This window comes from Synechococcus sp. RC10B2 (assembly GCF_047502635.1).
On record NZ_JANSHO010000014.1, the window covers coordinates 1 to 25367 of the forward strand.

The window sequence follows — 25367 nt, forward strand, 5'->3', positions numbered from 1 at the left end:
AAGTTGGCTCCCCTCAGGTCAGCCCTGCTCAGGTCGGCCCCGCTCAGGTTGGCCCAGATCAGGTTGGCCTGGCTCAGGTTGGCCTGGCTCAGGTCGGCCCCGCTCAGGTTGGCCCAGATCAGGTTGGCCTGGCTCAGGTTGGCCTCAATCAGGTCGGCCCCCCTCAGGTTGGCCCAGCGGAAATCCCGCTCTCCCGCTTCATACCTTGCTCGGACATCTCCAACCTGTCGGAGGGGAAGTCGATGGGACTTTGCCACCTGCACCTGCTGCGGATCCTTCGATTCCAGCAGCGTCTCCCAAGCCGCAAACTGCACTTCCCAGTTGGGATCATTTCGCAGGGCTTGGATAACAAGCTCGGCCCCTCTGGATCCGTACCTCAGAGCACCCTTGATTGCTTGGATTCTCACCTTGGGATTCGGACTGCCCAGGGCTTGCTCAATGCCCACCAAGCCTCCCATGACCGGATCGGATCCGGCTGGTTGCTGTCCACCCAGAACAGGATCAAAGTTTTCCGCCATCCCTAACCTCAAGTTAACCTTCCAACCACCTGCTGCTGCATAAGGGTCTTTTGAGTTTGCAAATCTACTACCGTTACCCGCAAAGTTCGCCCGGCATCGACGGCAAAGGTGACCTGCAAACGATCCACTCCCACCCGCCCTAGCGGCTTGAGGGGAATGGAAAGCTGGTTGTGGATCCCAAGGGGACGAAAGCTAGAAGCTGCGGTGCTGTTGCGGATCTGCATCCGACCGTCGGGATCGTAAACAACCTCAGTTGCCCCTTCCTCGGCCATCTCACCAACCACCAGGTTGATGTGGCTTTGCCCATTGGCGTTGGCCTGCAAGGGAGGCAGTTCCACCGTGGCAGGATAAGCCGTGCCGCTCTTAAAGAGAGGGAAAAAGTCGGGCGCCTGCAAATAGGGATTCCAGAGCCGCAGGGCATAGGTATGGCGGAGATGATCTTGAAGGCGGGCAAACTGGGTGAAGGCCAGAGCGCCGTGGGCCACTGCCTCAAACGGCTTGTGGTACTTGACCTTGTCGCGGCCAAAGAGGCTAATGACCTGATGCTGCACTCCTGGGATGAGGCTGGTGCCACCCACCAACACCACCTGGTGGATATCTCGTTTAGAGATCCCTTTATTGTGGGCTTTCTCGATGACCTCATCGATGGCTTCTCTCAGCCGCGTCAGCAGGCCGCGCTCTTCCAACAGCTCCTGGAGTTGCTCGCGCTGAAGCGTTAAAGTGTGGGTCTCAAAGGAGTCTTCATCCAGCCAGGCCTCGCTGGCCTGAGAATGGCTGGAGAGGCGGATCTTGAGCCGCTCGGCAACCTCGCACAGAACCTGGAAGCTGCTGGCCGGGACCTGCTGTCGCTTGCGGCCCAACTGCTCCAGCACCCATTCGGCAATCCAGATATCGATATCGACGCCGCCACAGCCATAGGCCCGGTCAGTTTTGGCAATGACCTCAGCTCGGTAAGCAGTGCCCTGCTCTGGCTTCAAGATTTTGACCAAAGAGAGGTCGAGAGTTCCGCCCCCCAAATCGATCACCAAAATCAGGGATCCCGGCTCCTGGATCCCGTAGCCCAAAGCAGCCGCGGTGGACTCGTCGAGGAACACGACCTGTTGGATCCCTAGGGAGCCAAACACCTCTTGCAGGTTGTGCAAATAGCCCTCGTAGGCTCCCACCGGCACGGTCAAGATCACCTTATCGGGCTGCCAGCCCTCTGCCTGGAGTTTGGCAAGAAGCTGCTGCAGAAAGATCCGCGTGGCCTCTTGGGCTGTGTAGGCCTGTCCATCCACATAGGTTGGAGCCGGCTGGAATTGTTGAGAGAGATCCCGCTTAAAGCCTTTGAATAGGCGCTTGGGATCCCGTTTGGCCTGGGCAGGTGCCCCAATCAAAAATTGCTGATTTTGGCCGACAAAGAGAACCGAGGGAATTAGAGGGGGGCTGCCGTCGTAGCGGTGGGTGATCCCTGGTATATCGATTGCAAGGGGTTTTTGGTTTTGGTAGGCACAGACCACCGTATTGGAAGTGCCAAAATCAATAGCCAACGTCGTCATGCTGCCAAGGAAGGTAGAGTGCGACTGACTTTGGCTCGAACTAAAACTTGATCCCTAAGTCGATAGCCCACAAAGCGAACGTAGACCGGCTCTCCCGCCTGGATATCCTCTTCATCGGGCTGGTGGCTTTCTGGGTCATAGGCCACCTGTTGCCACACCTGGCCAATGGTTTCCAACTGCCAGTCTTCCAACAAGTTGCCCAGACAGGTCAGCAAAGCCAAGACTTGCTGCGCGGGGTAATCCGGTCGCCTCTGCACAACCTGCTGCAGGGTAGGATATTGCACCAAAAGAGGCTTGAGCTTTTCCACCAGTTCGGCGCGGATTTGATGGCGCAATTGCCCTTCCTGCTGTTCTAGCTGTTTGTGCAGCCGCTGCAATTCCTGAGCCGTTTCTACAGACTCCGATGCTAGCTCAATTCCGCTAAAATCCTGAATAAGGTTCGGCAAGGGTACTTACAAAATGCTGGCCGCTCGATTGAGATCGGCTAACTTCAGCTTTTCGGCCTGTCCAGTTCTCAGGGCATTTAGGGCTCCTCGACTCAGTTTGGCCTTTTGTCGAAGCTCTCGCCAGGTTGAGATACCGGCAGCCTGCATGAGATTGCGCAGCAGGGCATCATGACTTTTCATTTCAGAGTTACGACTCCAAAATGGAATCCTAGCCAGAGTCTTTTGGATCCCTTTGGTTAAACCAGACAGGGGATCAAGAAAGGGGTTTGGGGCATTCATAGACGCTCCACCTGACGCTGGACATCTTCTTCTATGACTGGTACCTGGTCATATTCAGGCAACAGTTCCCTTTTTTGAACTGTGCCCAATGCCCTTTCTATTTCCTCAGTTAGTTCAAGGCAGCCCTTGCCTTTGACATTGAGCACGCGCTCAATCACGTTGCCATCTTTGTCGATGATGTATTCAACCTGTTGATATTCCGCCATAATGCCTCCTCAAGCCCAGCGCCCCAACACAATCCTGATCTGCCCTTTTTCATCCACAGATTCCGACTCTACCGTAAATCCCTTCTCCGCGGCCGTCGCAAGAAGCTGCTCGCGGGTATAGGCTTGGCGGATTGGCGCTAAGAAAGCCTCAGCGCTGACTCCCGTTCCCCAAAAGTCGGCAATCATCTCCAGGCTGTCCCCCCGTTGGCGAAAGCCAATGTCGTAGCCGTTGCTGCGCCTAACCACCAGATCTGCCTGGACACGGTTCCCTCCATACCCCCGGACATAAGTGTTTTCCAAGACCTCGTGACCTTGGGCAACCAAAGCGCCTTTCAGGATCTCTTTATTTTTGAACTGAACCTTGATGCTGGTGAAGTGCGACACTGTGGGGATTCTCCTCAGAAGAACATGCTTTATCCTAGAGCAGTCCTCTTGGCTTGAAAAGTTTTGCTAGGGCACAAAGCCGCGTGGCCCTAACCAAAGAAATTGAGGGAGCCAACCATTAGTTTCCCTTGGCTAGAGGATGCCGGTGGGGATCCGAGGTAGCAGGAGGAAGCAGGCGAGGGACATCGCGGTAACCAAACCAGACGCTCGCCAAACTTTTGAACCAAAGGGAGAGCCAGGTCAACTTCCACTGAAAATCAAGTCTTGCGCCCTGGAGATTTGCGCCTCCTACCTTGGCATGGTCTAGGTTGGATCCTTCCAGGCTGGTGTAGCTTAGGTCGGCCCAACTGAGATTGGATCCGCTGAGGTTGGCCCGGCTGAGGTCAGCCCCCCTCAGTCCGGTTCCAACTAGGCTGGCTCCCCTCAAGTTTGCACCGACCAGTTTCGCCCCGCTCAGGTTAGTCCAGTTCAGGTTGGCGCCGCTCAGGTCAGCTCCACTCAAGTTTCTCTTGGAGGCGTGACCGTTGACGATCTCCCACACCAGCCGCCACTTGGCCTCGATCTGGGTTTCAGGAGAAAGGATCACTCGTTGCAGATTGGCCAGCTCCAGATTTGCCCCTCTCAGGTCGGCGCCGCTTAGGTTGGCTCTGCCCAGATAAGCCCTACTGAGCTGGGTTCCACTGAGATCGGCTTGGGTTAGGTTGGCCCCACCCAGCTTGGCCCTCTTCAGATTGGCTCCACCTAGGTTGGCCTCGCTCAGATCTGCCCCAATCAAGTAAGCCCGGCTTAGGTTGGCTCCGCTGAGCCTTACCCCCCTGAGGTCTGCCTGGCTAAGGTTGGCCTTTCTCAAGTCCGCCTCTCTCAAGTCCGTCCGGCTCAGCTCCTGCGAATGGGCGCAAGCATGGAGAATAATTAACCACCAGCGACTCTCCGGGCTGTCCTCTGCAGAAATCACCGCCCCTCTCAAGATAGGCAAGTTTAGGCTTGTCTTGCCCAGTTTGGCTTCGCCGAGGTCGGCCCCGATGAGGCTAGCCCCCCTTAGATCTGCGCCGTTCAGTTTAGCCCGCCTCAGCCTGGCTCCGATGAGCTTGGCCTGTGTCAACTTGGCCCCCACGAGTTTAGCCTTGGCTAGTTCGGTCTTGATCAAGCTGGCGCCACTGAGGTTGGCAGCGCTTAGGTCTGCGCCGCTGAGATCTGCTTGGTTTAGATTGGCCCCCCTCAGATCCGCCTGGCTCAGATTGGCTTTGCTCAACTCTGCCCACTTTAAGTCTGCGCCGCAGAGGTTAGCCCCTCTCAGGTCGGCTCCCACCAAGTTCACGCCGGTGAGGTTGAGCCCGCTCAGATTTGCCCAGCTCAAGTTCGCCCCGCTCAAGTCTGCCTGAGCTAGATTTTTCCCCTGGGCGTGGCCGTTGACAATTTCCCAGATCAGTTGCCACTTGCGGTCAATTTGCGTTTGAGGGGAAAGGATGGCTCCTCGCAGGCTGGCCAAATGTAGGCAAGCGGCGTCCAGGTCGGCCTGCCTGAGGTCGGCTCCCTCCAAGTTGGCCCACCTGAGGTCGGCTCCCCTCAGGTCAGCTTCTCTCAAGTTGGCGCCGGCAAGTCTTGCTCCCCTCAGGTCTGCTTGAGCCAAGTTGGCCCCACTCAGGTCAGCCCAATCCAGGTTCGCCCCGCTCAAGTCTGCCTGAGCTAGATTTTTCCCCTGGGCGTGGCCGTTGACAATTTCCCAGATCAGTTGCCACTTGCGGTCAATTTGCGTTTGAGGGGAAAGGATGGCTCCTCGCAGGCTGGCCAAATGTAGGCAAGCGGCGTCCAGGTCGGCCTGCCTGAGGTCGGCTCCCTCCAAGTTGGCCCACCTGAGGTCGGCTCCCCTCAGGTCAGCTTCTCTCAAGTTGGCGCCGGCAAGTCTTGCTCCCCTCAGGTCTGCTTGAGCCAAGTTGGCCCCACTCAGGTCAGCCCAATCCAGGTTCGCCCCGCTCAAGTCTGCCTGAGCTAGATTTTTCCCCTGGGCGTGGCCGTTGACAATTTCCCAGATCAGTTGCCACTTGCGGTCAATTTGCGTTTCGCGGGAAATGACGACCCACTTCAAGTTGGCGTCTGCTAGATTGGCTCCCCGCAGGTTGGCCCCAATGAGATTGGCCCCCATCAAGTTGGCTCCGCTTAAGTCGGCTCCCCTCAAGTCTGCACCACTGAGGTCTGCCTGACTGAGGTTGGCTCCAACCAGGCTGGCGTGGCTTAGATTGACCTGGCCCAGTCTCGCTCGACTCAAGCTGGCCCCGCTTAAGTCCACCCCCCTTAGGTTTAGCCCGCTGAGGTTGGCCCTCCTCAGATCTGCCCAGCGAAAGTCCCGCTCGCCGGCTCTATATCGTTCTCGGATGTCTCCAACCGGACGCAGGGGAACTTGATAGGTTTTTGCTACTTGCACCAGTTGAGGTATGCCAGAGCTTAGTAAGGTCTTCCAAACTGCAAACTGCACCTGCCAATCCAGATGCTGCTGCGTTGTCTGTAGAAGAATCTTTCTGCTTTTTTCACCAAAGCTTCCAACAGTCCCGTTTCCCCCATAAGGATGGCCACTCCTAAGGACTAGCTGAACGGCTCCTGAACTGCCGGCAACTCCTTCAGCTTTAGTCTTTCCATATCCAGTTGTAGCCACAGCCCACTCCCTGTCGGCTAACTTCGTTTCTATTTTTACTTTGGCCCTGGATAAAGACAAGTTCAGACTTGGGGAGTTCTCACCGGGAAGGTATTCTTCGATATACTAATATTTCGATATGCTAATATGTTCAACTTCAACCTTTCAAACGTGCCAGCTTTGAGGATAGGAATTCAAACTTGGCAAAGGGATCCCTTGGGCCAGGCAGATAAGTATTGCAGTTTACAGAAAAAGAGCTTCAGTCCTTTTCTGCCAAGGGATCCCGGCAGCGCTCACAGACAGCCGGTAGATAAAGGGTGTCACGGCGGCCAAACCACTCGTAGCGGTGATCCCGGATCTGGGCATAGCTCCAGTCTCCCAAAAGCTTGAGGCCGGGAAGGTTGTGGTAGAGGGCCAGCCACAGGGATCCGCTGGGCAAGAGGGCGGCAATTTGTTCGACGGCGGCGGAGCCCTGCCAGCGGCGCTGCGGCTGCTCCAGGTCGATCAGGATCATCCCCAATTCCATCTGCTCTGGCGGGATCCCCCACTGGGCCAGGGTAGCTCCATCCTGCATGGGGGCGTAGCGAAACTGCTGGCCGCGATCCAGGCGCTCCAAGAGCTGGACTCCACTGGCGCAGAGGTTGCACAGGCCGTCGTAGATGACCAGGTAGGGCATGTTGGGATCCTCAGGCAGGGGGCTGGGCCAAAATCTGGGCTTGGTAGTCGGCCTCAGAGAGCAGTTGCTGCGGCTGCCGATCTAGGAACAATCGGCCCCTGAGGTGATCGTATTCGTGCTGGAAGATGCGCGCCGGAAAATCCCGCCAGACCACCCGCTGCCGGGATCCCTCAGGGGTGTGGTACTCCACCTCCACCTCGCGGGAACGGGCCACCAGGCCGCGGCAGTTGGGCACGCTCAAGCACCCTTCCCACCCCAGCACCTGCTCCTCGCTGCAAGCTAGGGGGCGGGGGTTAACCATGACCAGCGGCTCCATCTGGGGTGCATCAGGATAGCGAGGGTTGGGACGGGAGGCTACGATGATGACCTGGAGGGGGAATCCCACCTGAGGGGCCGCCAAGCCCACCCCTTGGGCCTCTTTCAAAGTGGCGAGCATCTCTTCAATTAGGTTTTGCAAAGCCGGCGTCCCAAACTCGGCGACCGGCTCAGCCACTTGAGTCAGGATGGGATCCCCTAGCTGGCGCAGGCGTAAAGTCATGGCGATTGCAGGCATTCAAATGCAAACTGCGGCGAACCCTCCTCTCCCCCCAGGCTCCTAGCGGTCTTTGCGGCTGGCTGCCGTTTCCAAAGCCAGCTTGAAGCGCTTCAGCCCCTCCGGGATGGGGATGGGGTAGTGGCCGGTAAAGCAAGCGGAGCAGAAGGAATTGGGATCCCGGCCCGTAGCGGCCAGCATGCCTTCCCAGCTCAAGTAGGCCAAAGAGTCTACCCCGATTTTCTCGGCAATTTCTGCCACCGAGTACTTGGCGGCAATAAGCTGATCTTGGCTGTCGGTGTCGATGCCGTAGAAGCAGGGATGGGTAACCGGAGGGCTGGAGATGCGCATGTGGACTTGGGTGGCCCCCGCCTGGCGCAGGGCCTTGACGATCTTTTGGCTGGTGGTGCCCCGCACAATCGAGTCGTCCACGATCACAATCCGCTGCCCCCGCAGCACGTCTTCCAGGGGGTTGAGCTTCATGCGAATGCCCCGCTCCCGCATCGACTGGGTAGGCTGAATGAAGGTGCGGCCCACATAGCGGTTTTTAATCAGCCCCTCGGTGTAGGGGATCCCTGTCTGGCGGGCATAGCCAATGGCCGCCGGGGTGCCGGAATCGGGCACCGCGATCACCCAGTCGGCCTCTGCCGGAGCTTCCCTGGCCAGTTGTTCTCCCAGCCGCACCCGGTAGGAGTAGAGGCTTTCCCCATGCATGCAACTATCGGGGCGGGCAAAGTAGATCATCTCGAAGATGCACAGTTTAGGGTTGGCCTCCGCCCAGCGCACCGATTGCAGCCCCTGCCGGTCAATCCACACCAGCTCCCCCGGCTCCACGTGGCGCAGGTAATCGGCTCCGATGATATCCAGAGCACAGGTCTCGGAGGCTAAGACATAGTGTAACCGTGGGGCTTCGGGGCAATGAGGGCTGCCCACCATCTGGGGCTGCAGCAGCTCCTGCCTGGTGGGGTTGCGGCTCAAAAACCCCAACACCAGCGGGCGCACGCCGTAGGGATCCCGTGCCCCGATCAGCCCTTCTGGCGTGCCGATGACCAGGCTAAAGGCCCCGCGGCAGCGGCGCAGAGCCTGACAGGTGGCTTCCACCCAGCCTTGGCCCTGATTGACCGCCTGGGCAATGGCGTGGGCAATACACTCCGAGTCGGTGCTGCCGGTGAGGTGGCGGTCGGCAGCTTCCAGCTCTTGCCGCAGCTCTTCGGCGTTGACCAAATTGCCATTGTGGGCCAAAGCCAGCGGCCCCAGGCGGGTTTCCACAATGATCGGCTGAGCGTTGGCGGCGCGGCTGGAGCCGGTGGTGGAGTAGCGGGTGTGGCCCACCGCCAAGTCGCCGCTCAGTTGGCCCAGATTTACCGGGTCAAAAACTTGGGAAACCAACCCCATCGCCTTGTGCACTCGGCAAAAGGCCCCCTCAAAGGTGGCGATGCCCGCCGATTCCTGGCCTCGATGCTGCAGGGCAAACAGCCCAAAATAGGTCAGCTTGGCCACCTCCTCGCCGGGAGCCAGAATGCCAAACACCCCGCAGGCCTCTTTGGGCCCTTCCTGGCTGTTCCAGAATTCAGCAGGTCGCTCTTGCAGCCCTGCTTGCGCTGAAGATGGTTCTGCTCCCGCCTTCGCTGCCATGGATCCCCTCTTGCTGTGGCACTTACCAGTCTAACCTGAGCGCCCTTGAGATCTCACCGCCGAGGCGGATCCCATGCGGTAGATGTCACCCGTAGTGTTTACAAAAAATTGAGGCTCTATCTATAGTGTTAGGAGCACCCGCGAGACTCTGCTTTCGCAGTTGAGGGAGCAGGGCTGTGTGGGTTTTGAGTTGAACGCTGCCGAGACTCAGTTCTCCCAACAAAACCCCAAAGCTTGTGTTATGAGGAGCCAAAGCCCATGAAACAGCAGCCCCCTAGGTTCCGCCAGAGCTGGATGTTCTCCGCAATGAGAGCGAGTGTAGCCGCTTTTGTGTCGTTGTCACTGGTGGCCTGCCAAGAAGATGCCCGCGAACAGCCCTCGGTCACCATTACGCCTGTGCCAGTAACGGTTGTGGCACCGACGCCCACGCCTTTTCTCGTCCCCAGTCCGACGCCTACTCCCGTCCCGACGCCTCTGCTCACCCCGACCCCCACCCCACTCTTGAATCCGTTCCCCAGCCCTTCCCCCACCGCTTCCTTCTCGGCGGAGCCACCTTCGATTGCCGTGGTGGCACTGACGGACGCGCGACAGACGGTTCCCTTCAATGTCTTGGTGGCTGTAACAACTCCTGCGGGTTTGGGCAGCGGCATCAGCTTCCGGGTGGAAATCCGACAAAACCCTCTCACCCTCACGTTTGATTTCACTGCCGCTGCCGCCGGCTGTCAGGTCAACAGCAGAACCTGCATCGGCACCCTTCCCATCACCATTCCGGCCTCTGTCCCTCCTGGAGATTACGAGGTTACGGCCATGGTAGCAGACACTCAAGGCCGCATTGCCTCGGCCAAAGCCCCTTTGCGGGTACTGCCGCCGCCTTCACCCACCCCAACACCAACCCCGACCGGCACGCCCAATCCTTTTCCCTCTGTGTCGCCTTCGCCCAGCCCTTCCCCTCGTCCCAGCCCTTCGCCCACCCCAACGCCTAGGCCCACCTAACCAGCGGAGACAGTTCCTTGGCTGTCTGGGGAGCCGAGGTTGTTTTTGAAATGCTTGCCGGGCAGCAGGTGTTCAAGGTCTGCAAGTTGAGGAGGCTGCTGGGCTCCGGCACGGGGGTAAGCTAGGGTTTGCAAGAGGCGCCGCCGACGTTTCTCCCTCCAGGGATCCCGGAAAAGTTCGGCCAGATTCGGGAATTGGGGTGTTTTCTTGCCAGCCCCTGTAGCAGGCTCAGCCGGCTAGCATAGAGGCTAAACCTGGCTCTGACTGGATCCTGTTTTTATCCTGCTTTAGCCAAGGGGTTGTTAGCAGCAAGAAAATCTGCGACCGACTGTCAAACAACTGTGCTGCCGGGATCAGCGCCCGGAAAGCGCCTTTCAGCTCGGCGCAGCCAACAGCCCCGAACGGCTGCCAAGTTTTTAGTTCGGAGGATAACGATGCGCATTGCTCAGATTGCCCCGTTGCACGAGAGCGTGCCCCCCAAGCTCTACGGCGGCACGGAGCGGGTGGTCTCTTGGCTAACCGAAGAGCTGGTGCGGCGCGGGCACGAGGTGACTCTATTTGCCAGCGGCGACTCCCAAACCCAAGCCCGCCTGATCCCCTTTCGGGAGCGGGCTCTGCGCTTGGATCCCACGGCCATCGACACGGTGGCGCCCCACATCCTGATGGTGGAGAAGGCCTTTCAGATGGCCGACGAGTTCGACATCATCCACGGCCACATCGACTACTATCCCTACGCCCTGGCCCGCCGCCATCCTCAAGTCTCTTTTTTGGCCACCCTACACGGGCGACTGGACATCCCGGAGCTGCAGCCTCTCTACACTGAGTTTCAGGACATTCCGGTGGTCTCCATCTCCAATGCCCAGCGGCGGCCCCTGCCCCAGGCGCGCTGGGTGGGGACGGTCTACCATGGTTTGCCCCTGGATCTCCACCGTTTCTATCCAGAAAAGGGGGATTACCTGGCCTTTCTGGGTCGGGTTTCGCCGGAAAAAGGGCTGGACACGGCCATTGCAATTGCCGCGCGGGCAGGGATGCCGCTGAAAGCTGCTATCAAGATCGACGCGGTGGATCGCCAGTACTACGAGTTGGAAATTAAGCCTTTGGCCAGCCGCCACCCCAATGTGGAGATCGTGGGGGAAATCACCGAACAGGAGAAAAGCGAGTTCTTGGGCAAGGCCTATGCGGTGCTGTTTCCCATCCGCTGGCCGGAGCCTTTTGGGCTGGTGATGATCGAAGCGATGGCCTGCGGCACGCCGGTGATCGCCACCCGCTTTGGCTCGGTGCCTGAGGTGATGGCGGACAGCCGCTCCGGCTTTATTGTCGATTCGGTGGAAGAGGCCGTAGAGGCAATCGAAAAGGTGGGATCCCTTGACCGAGCCGGGGTGCGGCAGGTGTTTGAGGAGCGGTTTAGCGTCGAGAGGATGGTGTCGGAATATGAGGCCCTCTACCGGCAACTGGTGAACGAGCGGCAGGAGATCTCGAAAAAGGTGGCTTAACAGATGCCAACCCTGCCCAGTGGAAGCTGGTGCTGTTTGGGAACCGCTTTTTCGCCTTATTTGGGCCAGATATTGGGAAGACCGAGATGGCCGAAGACATTATTCAGATTCAGGATCAGTACTACATCCGCGCCAGCGCTTCGCTGGTGGAGGCGCGTCCCCACGTCCTCAAGCAGGACAACTGCTTTGCCATCTTTGACCGGCTGGGCAACATGCGCCCCCTCGGCATCCGGGATCACGGCCTGTTTCGGGATGATACCCGCTTTTTGTCGCGGCTGGTCTTGGATTTGCAGGGGAAGCAGTTTTTGTTGCTTAGCTCGGAGGTGCGAGAAGACAAGGATATTCTGGCGGTGGATCTGACCAACCCCGAGTTCACCACCTCGAAGGGGCAGTTTATCGGTCAAGATACCCTGCATGTTCTGCGGACTACTTTTTTGTGGAACAACGTGGCCTACGAGCGGATTCGCATCCACAACTACGGCTCGGAGCCGTTTCGGGTGCCGCTGACCCTGCGCTTTGAGGCCGATTTTGCCGATATGTTTGAGATTCGCGGCATCCGGCGCTCGCAGCGGGGACAAGTGCTGCCACCCCAGGTGAGCTCAGAAGGGGTAACTTTGCGCTACCGCGGCCTGGACGGGGTGGAGCGGCAAACCCGGATCTTGTTTTCTCCTGCGCCGGAGGTGGTCTCGGAAAAGCTGGCGCAGTGGTGGGTGCCGCTGGCGCCCCAGGAGGAGCGGGATTTGGAGGTGCGGGTAGTCTGCAGCTATGGCGGCGAGGAGATCCCGCTCTTGAGCTACCAGGAGGCCCTGCAGGCGGAGCGGGAGCATCGGGCGGCGCTAAGAGCTCTGGCCCACCGCATCGACACTGGCAACGCCCAGTTTAACGAGTGGCTCAACGCCTCGCGGGACGACCTGGTGATGATGCTGGCCCGCACGCCCTATGGGCTCTATCCCCACGCTGGCGTACCTTGGTTTGCCACAGTCTTTGGCCGCGACGCGCTGATCACTGCCCTAGCCACCCTTTGGTGGTTTCCCGATTTGGCGCGGGGAGTGCTGCTGTACCTGGCGGCCCACCAGGCCCAGGAGGTGGATCCCAGCCGCGATGCCGAGCCGGGCAAGATCCTGCACGAGCAGCGCTACAGCGAGATGGCCAAGACCCGCGAGATCCCCTTTGGCAATTATTTCGGCAGCATCGACGCCACCCCTTTGTTTGTGGTGCTGGCGGGGCGCTATGTGCGCCGCAGCGGCGATCTCGAGCTGTTGCGGCAGTTGTGGCCGAATATCGAGGCAGCCCTGAGCTGGATGGACACCTACGGGGATCCCGACGGCGACGGCTTTTTGGAGTATGCCGGCAAGGCGCGGCGGGGCCTGCGCAACCAAGGCTGGAAAGATTCGGAAGACGCCATCTTCCATGCCGACGGATCCCTGGCGGAGCCGCCCATTGCCCTGTGCGAGGTGCAGGGCTACGCCTACGAGGCCAAGCGGTTGGCGGCGGAGATGGCGGAGCTGTTGGGGCGGCAGGCGCAGGCAGCCCAGCTGCGACAGCAAGCAGAAAAGCTGCAGCAGCGGTTTTGGGAGCAGTTTTGGTGCGAGGAGCTGGGGGGGTATGTCCTGGCTCTGGACGGGCGCAAGCAGCCCTGCCGCGTGCGCAGCTCCAACATGGGCCACTGCCTGTTTTCCGGGATCGCCCACCCGCAGCATGCCGAGCGCATTGCCCGCCAACTTGTGGAGCCGGCTTTTTTTAGCGGCTGGGGGATCCGCACGCTGGCGGAAGGGGAAGGGCGCTACAACCCCATGTCTTACCACAACGGCTCCATCTGGCCCCACGACAACGCCCTCATTGCAGCCGGGCTCTCCCGCTATGGCTACAAGGCGGAAGCGGCCCAGGTGTTGACGGCCTTGTTCGATGCCAGCCAGTTTCTGGAGCTGCGGCGGCTGCCGGAGCTGTTCTGTGGCTTTCGCCGGCGCCAGCGGGAGGGCCCCACCCTTTACCCCGTGGCCTGTCTGCCCCAGTCTTGGGCGGCAGCCAGCGTGTTCCTGCTGCTGCAGGCCTGCCTAGGCCTGGAGATCGACGGGCTGGCCCAGCGGGTGCACCTGACTCAGCCCACCCTGCCCCTATGGCTGCCTCATGTAACTCTTGAGAACATTCAGGTGGGGCGGGGATCCCTGGACATCGGCCTGTATCTCCAGGCAGGAGGGGTGGGGATCAACGTCCTTAGAAGCACGGGGGAGGTGGAGCTGACGGTGAGGTAGGCTACCGCTCCTGCAGCACGTCCTGGATGGAGAGCTGATCCAGGTTCCAGAGAGGGCCGAGGATGGGGCGGGGATCCACCCCTTGCAGGCGGTTGCGCAGGGCCGAGAGCACCAGGGGATTGAAGGTGCCGATCTGGGGCAGTTGTTCCTGGATGATCACTTGAAAGCGGTCGTAGAGGGCCTTGCGCTTTTCAAAGTCCAGCTCCCGCACCCCTGCGATAAAAATGCGGTCGATCTCCCGCTCCCAATCGCTCACCTCCACCCCTTCGGCGGGGTTGCCGGGCAGATCCCCCAGGTTAAACAGGTGCAGGCGGCCATCGCTGCGCCAGATGTTGGAGCCGTTGTTGGGCTCGGTGCCGCCGCCGCCAAAGCCCAGCAACAAGGTTTCCCAGTCGCGGCTGTCGGTGCGCTGCACCACCGTGTTGAAGGCGATGGGGGTGAAGTCCACGGTGATGCCGATCCGCGCCAGGTCGGCCTTGATCAAGGCGCCGGTGGCCTCCCGCTGGTTGTTGCCGGCGTTGGTGATCAGGCTGAAGCGGACGCGGTTGCCGTCGGGATCCCGCAGGTGGCCTTCGGCGTCGTAGGTATAGCCGGCAGCCAAGAGCAGTTGCCGCGCCTTCTCGGGATCGTAGTCGTAGGTGGGCAGGCCCTCTGCTGGGCTGAGGTAGAAGGGGCTGGCGGGGGAGAAGACCGAGTGCTGGATCTCGCCCAACCCCTGCAGGACGCTCTCGACGTAAAACTGGCGGTTTAGGGCGTGGGCCACCGCCCGGCGGAAGTTCAAATCGTTGAACCAGCGGCTTTTGACGGGATCCACAAAGGGCCGTCCGGTTTGGGGGTTGCGGGCCCGGCTGAGGTTGAAGGCAAAGAAATTGTTGTTGAGGGTGGGGCCGAGATTGTAAATCGTGAACTGATCCCGCTTTTCTTCCCGCTTCAGGAGCTGAAAGTCTCTGCCCCGCACCGAAAACACGTCGGTCTCGCCGGAGCGAAACTGCAACAGGGCCGTATCTTCCGAGTCCACGATGCGCAGGATGACCCGCTCGATGCGCGGGATCCCTTCCCCTTTCCAGTAGTAGGGGTTGGGGCGGTACACCAGCCGCTGGCCGGGGGTATATTCCTGCAAGACGTAGGGGCCGGCCCCCACCAATTCCTGCACCGGCGTGTCAACTCCCCAGGTCTGCAAAAAGAGGGGGTTGCCCTGGCCGTCCACCTGCTCCACGGTGGGCTCCAGAATGTGCTTGGGCAAGAGAGGGGATCCGGCCTGCAACAGGAAGGGGGCGAAGGGCTCCGGCAGGACAAACTCAACCCGCCGCTCGTCCAAGGCCCGCACCTGGGGCAGCGCCCCCGCCTCGCCGATGCGCAACACATCCCGCGCCGAGGTCGGGATCCGCTCGTCGAAGATGATGCGGTTGAAGGTAAAGTCCACATCTGCCGCCGTCAGGGGCTCCCCGTCCGACCAGCGCAGCCCCTCCCGCAAAGTAAAGACATAGCGCAAGCCGTCCTCAGACACTTCCCAGCCTTCCGCCAGCTCCGGCTTGGGCAGGAGGGTATCTTCATCGAGGGTGACCAGGCCCGCCTCTAGGTAGGCGATGGCGTCGCGGCTGGAGCTCTCGGTGGCCAGATAGGTGTTGAAGGTTTTGGGATCCGAGGTAACGGTGGCAATGAGATGGGGCGGGCGGGCGGGAGCAGCACAGGCGCCAAGCCAGAGGAGGAGGATCCCTAGGAATAGGGGAACAAAAAGGCTTCTCTTGAGCTGCTCTGTTGAGGTGGTGTTTTGGCCTGCCATTTCCTTGGCTGAGTATCCGAGCAAGTTTGAAAGGGCCCGCCAGCGCCCCTCACCCCCAGCCCCTCTCCCAATCGAGGCAGCAGGGGGTTGCACGGCAATTGGGGCAAACTTTTGAAGCGGTTGCTTGCCAGTTTGGCAGCTTGGGCAGCGCGATGACCAGGTGCTTCCCAGAAAGCGGCGGCTCAGCGTTCCAGCAACAGGACGACGGCAAAGGCGGCCATGGCTTCTCCCTGGCCGACGGGGCCCAGTTTTTCGTTGGTGGTGGCCTTCACGCCTACTTGTTTGGGCGATAGTTGCATGGCCTCGGCCAGGCGGGCCTGTATGGCGGGGATGTGGGGCTTGAGCTTAGGCTGCTCCGCTACCACGACGCTATCGACATTGGCAATGCGCCAGCCCTCTTGGCCTACCAGTTGCACCACCTGCTGCAAGAGGAGAATGCTGTCTGCCCCCTTCCAGCGCTCGTCTTCGGGGGGAAAGTAGTAGCCGATGTCCCGCAGGGCGGCGGCCCCCAGGAGAGCGTCCATGATGGCGTGGGTGAGCACGTCGGCGTCGCTGTGGCCCAACAGCCCTTTTTCGTAAGGGATCCGGATCCCACCTAGGATCAGGGGGCGCCCCTCGACGAGGCGGTGGATGTCATAGCCCTGGCCAATGCGCACTGTTCCGGCTCCCTTGGGAAAACCATCGAGACCTCTGCCACTTCCTCCCAAGAGCTTGGCTCACGGGGAGAGGACAAGCGGCTTTTGAGAACGACCTCTCTCTATTCTGCCGACTCGAGAGGGGAGTAGCAGATGGGACAAGAAGAGCCACTGTAGCAGTCGAAGCAGATGAGGTGGGATTTCCCGTAGGGATTGGTACAGCGCTTGGCCCACTGATAATCGCTGTAGCTGAGCTCTTTCCCGCAAACATCGCACCTGGGCATCTTTTTTCTCCGAGACTTCTCCCCCTTGCTTAAGGATACAGCGCTAGAGGGATCCGGGGATCCCTGCAGGCGGGGGGAAATCATCTGCCGGCAGAGGGTTGTCCAGAAGGGGATCCTGCCGCCCGCAGGGGATCCCGTCTTCCAGCGGTGCCCAGCCCGGCTGCCAGAGATCCCGGTTCTTGAGGGTGGCGGCGTTGACCCAGAGGCGCACCTGGGGATCGCAGACGGCCCTCAGCTCGGCAAACACCAGCCCCCCTTCTCCCTCTTGGCGGGCGGCGACCTGAAAATGTCGCCAACCCATCACCGGCTGAACGGAAGTCCACTTGGAGCCGAGGAGGTGGGGAAAACGCTGTTTTTGGCGGGGTTTGCTGCGAGCCACGGGACGGACGGGTGCTGGCAATTGTTTTGAGATCGGCCAAGCTTTTTTGACGGTTACAAGAACCCTGGGGAGCAGGCAAAACGAGCAGAAGCCGTCCGCTTTGGATTCTCCTGCGATCGGTATGATCGAAGGGATACCTTTAGCCTATCCAACCATGGGGCAACACTGGCAACGGCTTCAGTTCTTTTCTCGTCAGATATTTTTAAAGGGAGGCCTTCTGTTTCTGATCCTGGCTGGCCTGATCTTGGCAACAGGACTGCCCCTGGTCGCGTCCAGCGCTTGGGCGGCCACCCAGCCGGCACTATCCGGCAAACTGACGGGGCCGGAGTGGCGCCAGGCGGATCCTGAGGCCAAGCAGGCCTTTTGTCGCAAAGCCTTTCAGGCCTTTCGGGCCTCTCCTGCCCAGAGCTACATCATCAGCTCCAACGTGCAGGCTTTGACCCCAGAAGGTTTGTGTCAGCGGCTGGATCAGTTCTATCAGTACGCCATCCACGACGAGATCCCGCTCAACCAGGCAGCCAACATTGCCCCCCTGCTTTTTTCAGATCAGCCCCTGGAGCAGCCCTGATCCGATAGGGATCCGGAAAACCGCCGGCAAACGGATCCCGGCGCCTGAGGGAACCGCTTGAAACAGGCGCGCTCTTCTGGGCCCCGTTCCTGGGGCAGGCCTTGCTGCTAGGGTCGATAATAGAACTGTTCTCTTGCGGATCTCAAGTTTTCTATGGCCGGCTCCGTCATTTCTCCTGAAAACCTGCTGGATCTCTGCGAACAGGGTGTGCAAAAGGCTTTGGCTGCCGGAGCTGACCAAGCAGAGGTGTTCGCCAACTCAGGCCGCGAGACGGAAGTCACCTTTGAGAAAAATGACCTCAACCTGGCCCGCAGCAGCAGCGAGACCCTGTTCGGCATCCGGGTTTTCTGCGGCGGCAGGCTGGGCTTTGCCACCTCCAACCGCCCTGAGGATCTGGCGGAGACGGCTGCTGAGGCGGTGGCCATGGCCAAGGCTTCGCCGGCGGATCCCCTCAACGGCCTGCCAGATCCCCAGCCCCTGCCCCAGGTGCCTTTTGCCCTCGACCCGGGCCTGCTGGAACTGGATGCCGCCGAGCTGACGCAACTGGGATCCCAACTGGTGGAGTGGGTGCGCTCCCAAGACCCGCGCATCACCATCGACAGCGGCTCGTTCAGCGTAGAAGAGGATACCGTGGCCATTGCTTCTTCCACCGGCATCCGCGCCAACTACCACAGCGTCGAGGCGGGCGGATCCCTGTTCGGCATGGCCATCGATGGGGACGAGGTGGGCAGCTTTGCCTACGACGGCGACAGCGTCCAGAAGCGGGCGGATCTGGTGCCGGCGCTGGAGCGGGCTTTTGAACGCTTTGTCCAGAAATGTGTGGGGGCCTTGGGAGCTACCGAGGGAGAGAGCTTCCGCGGCCCCATCGTCCTGCCGCCGGATGTGGTGGAAGAGTTTCTGGGGGATCTCCTCTTTGTGCTGGGGGCGGACGCGGTGCGCAAAGGCAAAAGCCCGCTGGCGCAGAAGATGGGATCCCTGATCGCCAGCCCCCTGTTGACGTTGGTTTCCGAGGGGCTGGGCTTGCCTGGCTACCCCATCGAGCCCTTCGACCGCGAGGGGATCCCCCGCCAAATTACCCCCCTGATCCATGAAGGGATCCTCTGCAACTTCATGTACAACAGCTACGAAGGCCGGGCTGCCGGGATCCCGTCCAACGGCCATGCCACAGGGGGGGCGGGCAGCTTGCCGGGCGTGGGGCCGGCCTGTTTGAGCGTGGCCCCGGGGACAACCCCTTTGTCTGAGCTGTATGCGATGGAGCGGGGCATTATCGTCACCCGGCTTTCCGGCAGCAGCAACCCCATCACTGGCGATTTTTCCGGGGTGGTGAAGGGGGGCTTTTTGGTTAAAGGCGGCGAAAAACGCCCCATCCTGGAGACCACCATTGCCGGCAACCTCTACGATTGTTTGCGCAATATCTCCGCCATCTCACAAGAGGTAACCGTTTTCAACGGCACCACCGCTTTTCCCGCCCTGCGCATCGAAGATGTATCGGTAACGGCGGGCTAACGTAAAGTCGGTTGGGCATTCTGAAAGGGCAGGCTGGCAAGCCTGTGAGCAGGCAAAGGCAAGCTGAGGGATCATGATGTGGCCAACGGAAGGTCGGCAACGCGCCATCATCGAGGCGGTGACGCCGGAAATCGACGGCGGGCGCTACGCCATCAAGCGGACGGTGGGGGAGTATGTGGTGGTGGAGGCGGACATCTTCGCCGATGGCCACGACCAACTCTCGGCGGTGCTCAGTTTCCGCCAGGCCGGGGCAACCGACTGGGAGGAGATCTTCATGGAGCCCCTCGGCAACGACCGCTGGCGGGCCCAGTTCCAGGTCACGCAAATCGGCCAAGCTTTCTACCGGATTCTGGCCTGGGTGGATCCCTTCAAAACCTGGCAGCAGGATCTGCACAAGCGGGTGGCTGCCGAGCAGGATGTGGCGGTGGAGCTGTTGATCGGGGCGGAGCTCGTGGAGCGGGCCGCCCAGGCTCAAAGCGGGGATCTGGCGGCGAAGTTGCGCAACTACGCCCAAATGCTCCGCCAAGGCGGGGATCCAGCTATCGAGATCGCCCTTTCCCCGACGCTGGGATCCCTGATGCAGCTCTACGGCGAGCGCCGCTTCGTCACCGCCTACCCGGAGCGACGGGTCTGGGTGGATCCGGAGAAGGCCCGCTTCAGCACCTGGTACGAGCTGTTTCCCCGCTCCTGTGGCCCTGACGAGCACACCCACGGCACCTTCCAGGATGTGATCGCCCGCCTGCCGCAGATTGCCGAGATGGGCTTTGATGTGCTTTACCTGCCCCCCATCCACCCCATCGGGCGCACCTTCCGCAAGGGCAAAAACAACGCCATGACGGCGGAGCCGGATGACGTGGGCTCCCCCTGGGCCATCGGCGGGCCAGAAGGCGGGCACAAGGCCATCCATCCCCAACTGGGATCCCTGGAGGATTTTCATCGCTTGGTGGCGGAGGCCAAAAAATTCAACATCGACATCGCCCTCGATATCGCCTTCCAGTGTTCGCCAGATCACCCCTATGTGAAAGAGCACCCGGAATGGTTTAAAAAGCGGCCCGACGGCACCATTCAATATGCGGAAAACCCGCCCAAGAAGTACCAAGATATCTACCCTCTCGACTTTGAGACGGAAAACTGGCAGGCCCTCTGGGAGGAGTTAAAAAGCGTTATCGAATACTGGATCGACCAAGGGGTAACCATCTTTCGGGTGGATAATCCCCACACCAAAGCCTTTGGCTTCTGGGAGTGGTGCATCGGCGAGATCAAGGCCAAGCACCCGGAGACAATCTTTTTATCCGAAGCCTTTACGCGCCCCAAGCTGATGAAATCCTTGGCCAAGCTGGGCTTCACCCAATCCTATACCTACTTCACCTGGCGCAACGACAAATGGGGCCTGACCGAGTACTTCACCGAGCTCACCCAAACCCCGATGCGGGAGTACTACCGCCCCAACCTCTGGCCCAACACGCCGGATATTCTGAACGAGTTTTTGCAAAAGGGGGGACGCCCGGCTTTTATGCTGCGCCTCATCCTGGCGGCTACGCTGGGGGCCAGCTACGGCATCTACGGCCCCGCTTTTGAACTCTGTGAAAACCGCCCGCTCCGCCCCGGCAGCGAAGAGTATCTGGACTCAGAAAAATACCAAATCCGCCACTGGGATCTGGACGCGCCGGATAACTTGCGGCCTCTGATCGCGCAGGTGAACCAGATCCGGCGGCAAAACCCGGCTTTGCAAAGCGACTGGAGCCTGGTGTTTCACCCCACCGACAACGAGGCCCTGATCTGCTACTCCAAGCGCACCTTTGATGGCAGCAACCGGATTTTGGTGGCGGTGAATCTGGATCCGTTTCACATTCAATCTGGCTGGGTCACCCTCAACCTGGGGGCTTTGGGTTTGGAACACTGGCAAACTTTCAAGGTGATCGACCTCTTGGACGGCCAGCAGTACTCCTGGCAGGGATCCACCAACTACATCAAGCTGGATCCCTGGACGATGCCGGCCCATATTTTTCTCGTCGAAAGCTGAAGCCCGATACCAGCAGTGCAGTGATCTCATCCACGAAAGCCGCGGAGTTGTCTCGATGGGCCAAGAGATTGCCTCCCTCAGCTTTGGCGCAGAGGACTTTGCCGAGTTCAAAGCTCGGCTGCAGCAGGAGACGGATCTGCTGGACCGCTGGCTGGCCGGCCTGCCGGGGCTGGATCCCATTTGCCGGCCTTTTGCCCAGGGATCCCCGGTGGGCGGGTTTGAGCTGGAAGCTTGGCTGGTCACCCCCCAGGGAGATCCGGCCCCGATCAACTCAGCCTACCTGGAGGCCGTCAACGACCCGCTGGTGGTGCCGGAACTGGCCCGCTTCAACATCGAGCTCAACAGCCGGCCCCAGGTTTTGGTTGCATCCGCTCTGCAGCAGCTCCGCCAAGAGCTGGAACAGAGGTGGGATCGCTGTTGCCGAGTGGCCGAGCAACTGCAGGCAGGGCTGATGACCATCGGCATTTTACCCACGCTGCAGCAGCAGCAGCTAACCTTGGAGATGATCTCCCCCCGCAAACGCTATCTGGCCCTCAACGAGCAGATCCTGAACCTGCACCGGCGCGAGCAACCCTCCAGGATCCCGCCCCTGGGGCTGACAATCGAAGGGCCTGCCACCCTGCTGCGGGTCACCCACCCAAACGTCATGCTGGAGGCAGCCACCACCTCTTTTCAAATCCATCTGCAGGTGGCCCCCCACCAAGCGGTCCGCTACTTCAACGCTTCCCTGCTCGTGTCGGCCCCCTTGGTAGCGCTGGCGGCCAATTCTCCCTATCTGTTCGGGCACGACCTATGGGCGGAAACCCGCATCCCTGTGTTTGAGCAGGCGTTGGATGGCCCACCCCCCCTTGCCCCCACCCACCAACCTCGCGTCACCTTTGGGCAAGGCTATGTGCAAGAGTCCCTGATGGAGTTGTTCTGGGAAAATCTACGCTGCTATCCGGTGGTGTTGCCGCAGAGGCTGGCCTCACCTCCTACTGAGCTAGCCCATCTGCGCTTGCACAACGGCACCATCTGGCGCTGGAACCGCCCTCTGGTGGGGGTGGATCCCTATCCCCATCTGCGCATTGAACAGCGGGTGGCTGCAGCAGGTCCCACTCTACCCGACATGATCGCCAATGCCGCCTTCTACTTTGGCCTGGTGCAAGCCCTGGGAGCCCGACCCCTTCCCCCGGAGCAGGAGCTGAGCTTTGCCCAGTGCCGCGCCAATTTCTACGCGGCCGCCCGCTTCGGCCTCGAGGCCCCCATCACCTGGCTCAACGGTTGGCAGGGATCCCTGCGCCAATTGCTGCTGCAAGAGCTGATCCCGCAAGCAGAGGCGGGCTTGGCGCAACTGGACTTGGCCCCCCAGGATATCCAGGAGTATCTGGGCATTCTCCGCGCCCGGGTAGAGTCGGGGCAGAATGGGGCCACCTGGCAGCGCCGCTACGTGGCTCGGCATGGTAAAGATATGCAACAATTGACCTGTGCCTACTGGGAACGGCAGCGGCAAGGCCGGCCGGTACACACCTGGGATCTCGGCTAGGGAAGCGCTCTCCCTGTATGGCAGGGGAGACAGATCACCGCCTGGGCATGCCTGTATCGGAAGGGATGCCTTCTCAAAGGGCAGGGCGACGACCCAAGCCCCAAGCACGGCAGCCAGTTGTTTATTTCCAGCTAGGGATGAGACAGTTCGCTACCCCAATCTCCATCTCCCCTCTCCCGCTGGGAGAGGGGCTGGGGGTGAGGGCTCTGAATTAGAGAGAGGGCTCGATTTCCCGGATCCCCTCTGCCCTTGAGCAGCCAAAAGGTTTGCGTTGAGGTGCTTGCCCAACCCTTATGCTCACCGTTCTCGACCACCTGCCGGATCAACTCCTGGATCTAGAGGCCCATCAGCTGGAGGATCGCTTGGGCGGGCCGACCCTTATCCATCTGGCGGGACGGCGGGATCCCCCCCTGTTTGTATCCGTCCTGCTGCACGGCAACGAGGTCACCGGCTGGCAGGCGGTGCAACAGCTTCTGCGCCGCTACACCCGGCGGGAACTGCCCCGTTCTCTGTCTCTCTTCATCGGCAATGTGCGGGCCGCCCGCTACGGGCAACGGCGCCTGGACGGCCAACCGGACTACAACCGCATCTGGGGCCCCGGCTCCACCCCCGAGCACGCCATGGCCCAGGCCGTCCTGCAGCAGATGCAGCAGCGGGGCGTGTTTGCCAGCGTCGATATTCACAACAACACCGGCACCAACCCCCACTACGCCTGTGTCAATTACTTGGATGCCTCTACCCTGCACCTGGCCACCTTGTTTGGGCGCACCGTCCTCTACTTCACCAAGCCGGAAGGGGTGCAGAGCATGGCCTTTGGGCGCTTCTGCCCGGCGGTAACCCTGGAATGTGGCAAGCCGGATCAGCCCCACGGCACCCAACATGCCTGCGAATTTCTGGAAGCCTGCCTGCACCTGTCGGCGCTGCCGCAACGCCCCGTCCTCAGCCAGGATATCGACCTGTTCCACAGCGTCGCCATCGTCAAGATCCCAGACGAGGTAAGCTTCGGCTTTGGGGAAGAGGCGGGCGACCCGCACCTGCGCTTTCCCCCCGATTTGGATCTCCTCAATTTTCGGGAGCTCCCTCCCCACACCCGCATCGGCTGGACGAACAACGGCTTCCACCTGGAGGTACAAGACGAGCAGGGCCAAGATGTGGCGGATCGCTTCTTCTATGCCCAAGATGGCGAAATTCGCACCCGCGTGCCCATCATGCCCGGCATGCTCACCCTCAACAGCCGCATCATCCGCCAAGATTGCCTCTGCTACTTGATGGAGCGCTACTCCCTGGCTGGCTAAACTTCCGCGCTACTCTCGGGCGCAGTCTACGTGGCGCCAGCGACGGACGTTCTCGCCTAGCTCGATTGGCCCATCCCCGCAAGAGGCAACAAGGCAAGCTCTTGTCCAGAAGCCGGGCTTGCTGCAGAATGGGCTAGGAACGGCGAAGCAGCCACTCTCCGGCTGTGTGAAGATCCTGAGTAAGCAGCAACTCTGAGAAATCATCCAGGGATCCTGTCCTGCTGGCGTGAGCGGAGGTTTTTGCCCCAGTCCGTCAGGGCTTAGCGGGAGAAGGTATACCTGGGTTTATTCTGGACATAGCCGTTCTTCCGGAGTTGTACCCCGCCCAAAGCGAAACCCAAACCCCAAAAAAGCTTCGCTCTTCGGGATCCCAGCAGTTGCTAACTCTGGAAGCTCTTGTTACTCCGTTGATGAGAGGGGGATGAAACTATGGATATGGATCTCCGTCCGCTGATCGTCCTGGCACCCATTGTTTTGGTGGTTGGCTGGGCCGCTTACAACATCATCAAGGCTGCCATCAAGGGGGAAGCCAAGCTCTTCGGCGAAAGGGGCAACAACCCCTTTGGCAAGAGCGGGAGTTGAAGGTGGGATCCGGTTGCAGCCGATAGGCCCTGTATGTCAGACGAAAATCTCCAGGGGGCAAGGCCAGGCCTGGGCAACGCAAAGTCGGCGGACGTCGTTGTCGTCGGGGCCGGGGTGGCTGGCCTAGCCTGCGCACGGCAACTGCGGCGGGCGGGGCTGGAGGTCTTGGTGCTGGAGAAATCGGTGGGTTTGGGTGGGCGCATGGCCACCCGGCGGGTTGAGCATGCCGGACAAACAGTGCCTGTAGATCACGGGGTTCAATACCTGACCGCCGATTCCGACAGCTTTTATCGCTGGCTGAAGGAGCTATTGGGCCTGGGGCTGCTGAGGGAATGGACGCGCTCGTTGCACCTGCTGGATCGAGAGGGGTTGCGCCCAGAGGACTCCAACGCCGAGAAACCCCGCTACATCTGCCCACAGGGCATGACGACGCTGGCCAAACAGCTAGCCACCTCCTTGTCCATCCACACCCAGACGCGTGTGGTCGGCCTCAGGCCGCTGGCAACCACCTGGCAATTACAGGCCGAAAACGGCCAGTGCTACGAGGCCGCGGCAGTGGTGATGGCAATCCCAGCTCCCCAGTTGTTGCCTTTGCTGCAAGAGGGGATCCCTCCTGCCGACAACCTGCTCTCTCTGCCGGGATCCGCCGCCTACCAGCCCTGCATTGCCGTTTTGGCCGGCTATTCGAAGAGCACGCCGCTGCCGCCTTGGAAGGGGATCAAGTGTTTGCAGGATCCGATGCTGGCCTGGCTGGCCCTGGACAGCAGCAAGCGCCTACAGCCCTTGCCGCCGCTGGTGGTCTTGCACGGGGGGGCGGAGTGGTCGTCGCGGTATCTGGATGCCGGCCCCGCCGAGTTGGAAAAAGCTGGTCGAGAACTGCTGGATCACGCCGCCAAACGGCTGGATCCCTGGCTGGCCTCGCCGCAATGGATGCAGGTGCATCGCTGGCGCTACGCTTTTCCTGTGGAAACGATAGGTTTGGCCAGCCTGGGCACCCACGTCCCTGCCGGTGCCGGCAAGGGGTTGCCGTTGGTCTGTGCCGGCGATTGGTGTGCCGGGGAGCGAGTAGAAGGCGCCTGGCTCTCCGGCCAGGATGCTGCTAAAACCTTGCTGGAAATGCTGGGGATCCCTGCGCACGCCCGCTAACGGCGCCATCAGAACCTCCGGGGTACTCCCGCCACAGCGCAGCTTGGCGGGATGGGGGAT

The 25367-nt window shown here is 60.6% G+C and carries 23 protein-coding genes; 10 read left to right on the plus strand and 13 right to left on the minus strand.

Annotated features, from left to right (window positions below):
• The 10 genes from NW855_RS02595 to purF form a co-directional block, all read right to left on the minus strand.
• Positions 1-518: pentapeptide repeat-containing protein (locus NW855_RS02595; protein WP_414508308.1), on the minus strand; the 518-nt coding region annotated here is incomplete at its 3' end.
• 8 nt (positions 519-526) lie between these two features.
• Complete coding sequence (locus NW855_RS02600; RefSeq protein ID WP_414351930.1) at positions 527-2056, minus strand: Hsp70 family protein; 1530 nt, start codon at positions 2054-2056, stop codon at positions 527-529.
• Positions 2053-2502 carry a molecular chaperone GrpE gene (locus NW855_RS02605; protein WP_414508309.1) on the minus strand — a complete coding sequence of 150 codons (450 nt, stop codon included), beginning with the start codon at positions 2500-2502 and terminating at the stop codon, positions 2053-2055. Before NW855_RS02605 ends, NW855_RS02600 begins: the two co-directional genes overlap by 4 nt.
• A gap of 6 nt (positions 2503-2508) precedes the next feature.
• Positions 2509-2781 carry a helix-turn-helix domain-containing protein gene (locus NW855_RS02610; protein WP_414508310.1) on the minus strand — a complete coding sequence of 91 codons (273 nt, stop codon included), beginning with the start codon at positions 2779-2781 and terminating at the stop codon, positions 2509-2511.
• The gene (locus NW855_RS02615) at positions 2778-2987 is read right to left on the minus strand and encodes a DUF2997 domain-containing protein (protein ID WP_099812547.1); all 210 of its coding nucleotides are present in this window, start codon (positions 2985-2987) and stop codon (positions 2778-2780) included. The genes NW855_RS02610 and NW855_RS02615 overlap by 4 nt, the downstream gene beginning before the upstream one ends.
• Before the next feature lie 9 nt (positions 2988-2996).
• A complete protein-coding gene (locus NW855_RS02620) occupies positions 2997-3371 on the minus strand; it encodes a DUF1257 domain-containing protein (protein WP_099812548.1) in 375 nt (124 codons plus the stop codon).
• A gap of 118 nt (positions 3372-3489) precedes the next feature.
• Positions 3490-5793, minus strand: a complete 2304-nt coding sequence (locus NW855_RS02625; RefSeq protein ID WP_414508312.1) for a pentapeptide repeat-containing protein — start codon at positions 5791-5793, stop codon at positions 3490-3492.
• Between the two features lie 466 nt (positions 5794-6259).
• Entirely contained in the window at positions 6260-6676 is a 417-nt protein-coding gene (locus NW855_RS02630; protein ID WP_099812550.1) for a thiol-disulfide oxidoreductase DCC family protein, read from the minus strand.
• Between the two features lie 10 nt (positions 6677-6686).
• On the minus strand, positions 6687-7214 hold the full coding sequence (gene def / locus NW855_RS02635) for a peptide deformylase (RefSeq protein ID WP_011429188.1): 528 nt from the start codon (positions 7212-7214) through the stop codon (positions 6687-6689).
• A 57-nt stretch (positions 7215-7271) separates the two neighbouring features.
• Entirely contained in the window at positions 7272-8843 is a 1572-nt protein-coding gene (purF, locus tag NW855_RS02640) for an amidophosphoribosyltransferase (RefSeq protein ID WP_414402587.1), read from the minus strand.
• A 306-nt stretch (positions 8844-9149) separates the two neighbouring features.
• On the opposite strand from purF, the gene NW855_RS02645 reads away from it, so the two are divergent.
• The 3 genes from NW855_RS02645 (at position 9150) to NW855_RS02655 (ending at position 13581) form a co-directional block, all read left to right on the plus strand.
• Complete coding sequence (locus tag NW855_RS02645) at positions 9150-9836, plus strand: hypothetical protein (protein WP_168173319.1); 687 nt, start codon at positions 9150-9152, stop codon at positions 9834-9836.
• A 434-nt stretch (positions 9837-10270) separates the two neighbouring features.
• The gene (locus NW855_RS02650) at positions 10271-11329 is read left to right on the plus strand and encodes a glycosyltransferase family 4 protein (protein WP_414401840.1); all 1059 of its coding nucleotides are present in this window, start codon (positions 10271-10273) and stop codon (positions 11327-11329) included.
• 86 nt (positions 11330-11415) lie between these two features.
• Positions 11416-13581, plus strand: a complete 2166-nt coding sequence (locus NW855_RS02655) for an amylo-alpha-1,6-glucosidase (RefSeq protein WP_099813277.1) — start codon at positions 11416-11418, stop codon at positions 13579-13581.
• Position 13582: 1 nt separating this feature from the next.
• On the opposite strand, the gene NW855_RS02660 is transcribed toward NW855_RS02655, so the two are convergent.
• The 3 genes from NW855_RS02660 to NW855_RS02670 form a co-directional block, all read right to left on the minus strand.
• A complete protein-coding gene (locus NW855_RS02660) occupies positions 13583-15364 on the minus strand; it encodes an ABC transporter substrate-binding protein (protein ID WP_099813278.1) in 1782 nt (593 codons plus the stop codon).
• Positions 15365-15546: 182 nt separating this feature from the next.
• Entirely contained in the window at positions 15547-16020 is a 474-nt protein-coding gene (gene ispF / locus NW855_RS02665; RefSeq protein WP_011429179.1) for a 2-C-methyl-D-erythritol 2,4-cyclodiphosphate synthase, read from the minus strand.
• A 306-nt stretch (positions 16021-16326) separates the two neighbouring features.
• Positions 16327-16662, minus strand: a complete 336-nt coding sequence (locus tag NW855_RS02670; RefSeq protein WP_099884321.1) for a TIGR02450 family Trp-rich protein — start codon at positions 16660-16662, stop codon at positions 16327-16329.
• A gap of 244 nt (positions 16663-16906) precedes the next feature.
• Here NW855_RS02670 and NW855_RS02675 point away from each other — a divergent pair, with 244 nt between their 5' ends.
• From NW855_RS02675 to NW855_RS02705, 7 genes are all read left to right on the plus strand, one after another.
• Positions 16907-17230, plus strand: coding sequence for a hypothetical protein (locus tag NW855_RS02675; RefSeq protein ID WP_143596990.1), 324 nt, complete (start codon positions 16907-16909; stop codon positions 17228-17230).
• A 153-nt stretch (positions 17231-17383) separates the two neighbouring features.
• On the plus strand, positions 17384-18736 hold the full coding sequence (locus tag NW855_RS02680; protein WP_099812554.1) for a TldD/PmbA family protein: 1353 nt from the start codon (positions 17384-17386) through the stop codon (positions 18734-18736).
• A 73-nt stretch (positions 18737-18809) separates the two neighbouring features.
• Positions 18810-20759: an alpha-1,4-glucan--maltose-1-phosphate maltosyltransferase gene (locus NW855_RS02685; protein WP_206336957.1), complete on the plus strand. Its 1950-nt coding sequence runs from the start codon at positions 18810-18812 to the stop codon at positions 20757-20759.
• A 55-nt stretch (positions 20760-20814) separates the two neighbouring features.
• The gene (locus tag NW855_RS02690) at positions 20815-22284 is read left to right on the plus strand and encodes a glutamate-cysteine ligase family protein (protein ID WP_414402586.1); all 1470 of its coding nucleotides are present in this window, start codon (positions 20815-20817) and stop codon (positions 22282-22284) included.
• Between the two features lie 293 nt (positions 22285-22577).
• Positions 22578-23579, plus strand: a complete 1002-nt coding sequence (locus tag NW855_RS02695) for a M14 family metallopeptidase (RefSeq protein WP_414402585.1) — start codon at positions 22578-22580, stop codon at positions 23577-23579.
• 429 nt (positions 23580-24008) lie between these two features.
• Complete coding sequence (locus NW855_RS02700) at positions 24009-24161, plus strand: photosystem II protein Y (RefSeq protein WP_011429171.1); 153 nt, start codon at positions 24009-24011, stop codon at positions 24159-24161.
• Positions 24162-24194: 33 nt separating this feature from the next.
• A complete protein-coding gene (locus NW855_RS02705) occupies positions 24195-25307 on the plus strand; it encodes an NAD(P)/FAD-dependent oxidoreductase (RefSeq protein ID WP_011429170.1) in 1113 nt (370 codons plus the stop codon).
• Positions 25308-25367: the final 60 nt, after the last annotated feature.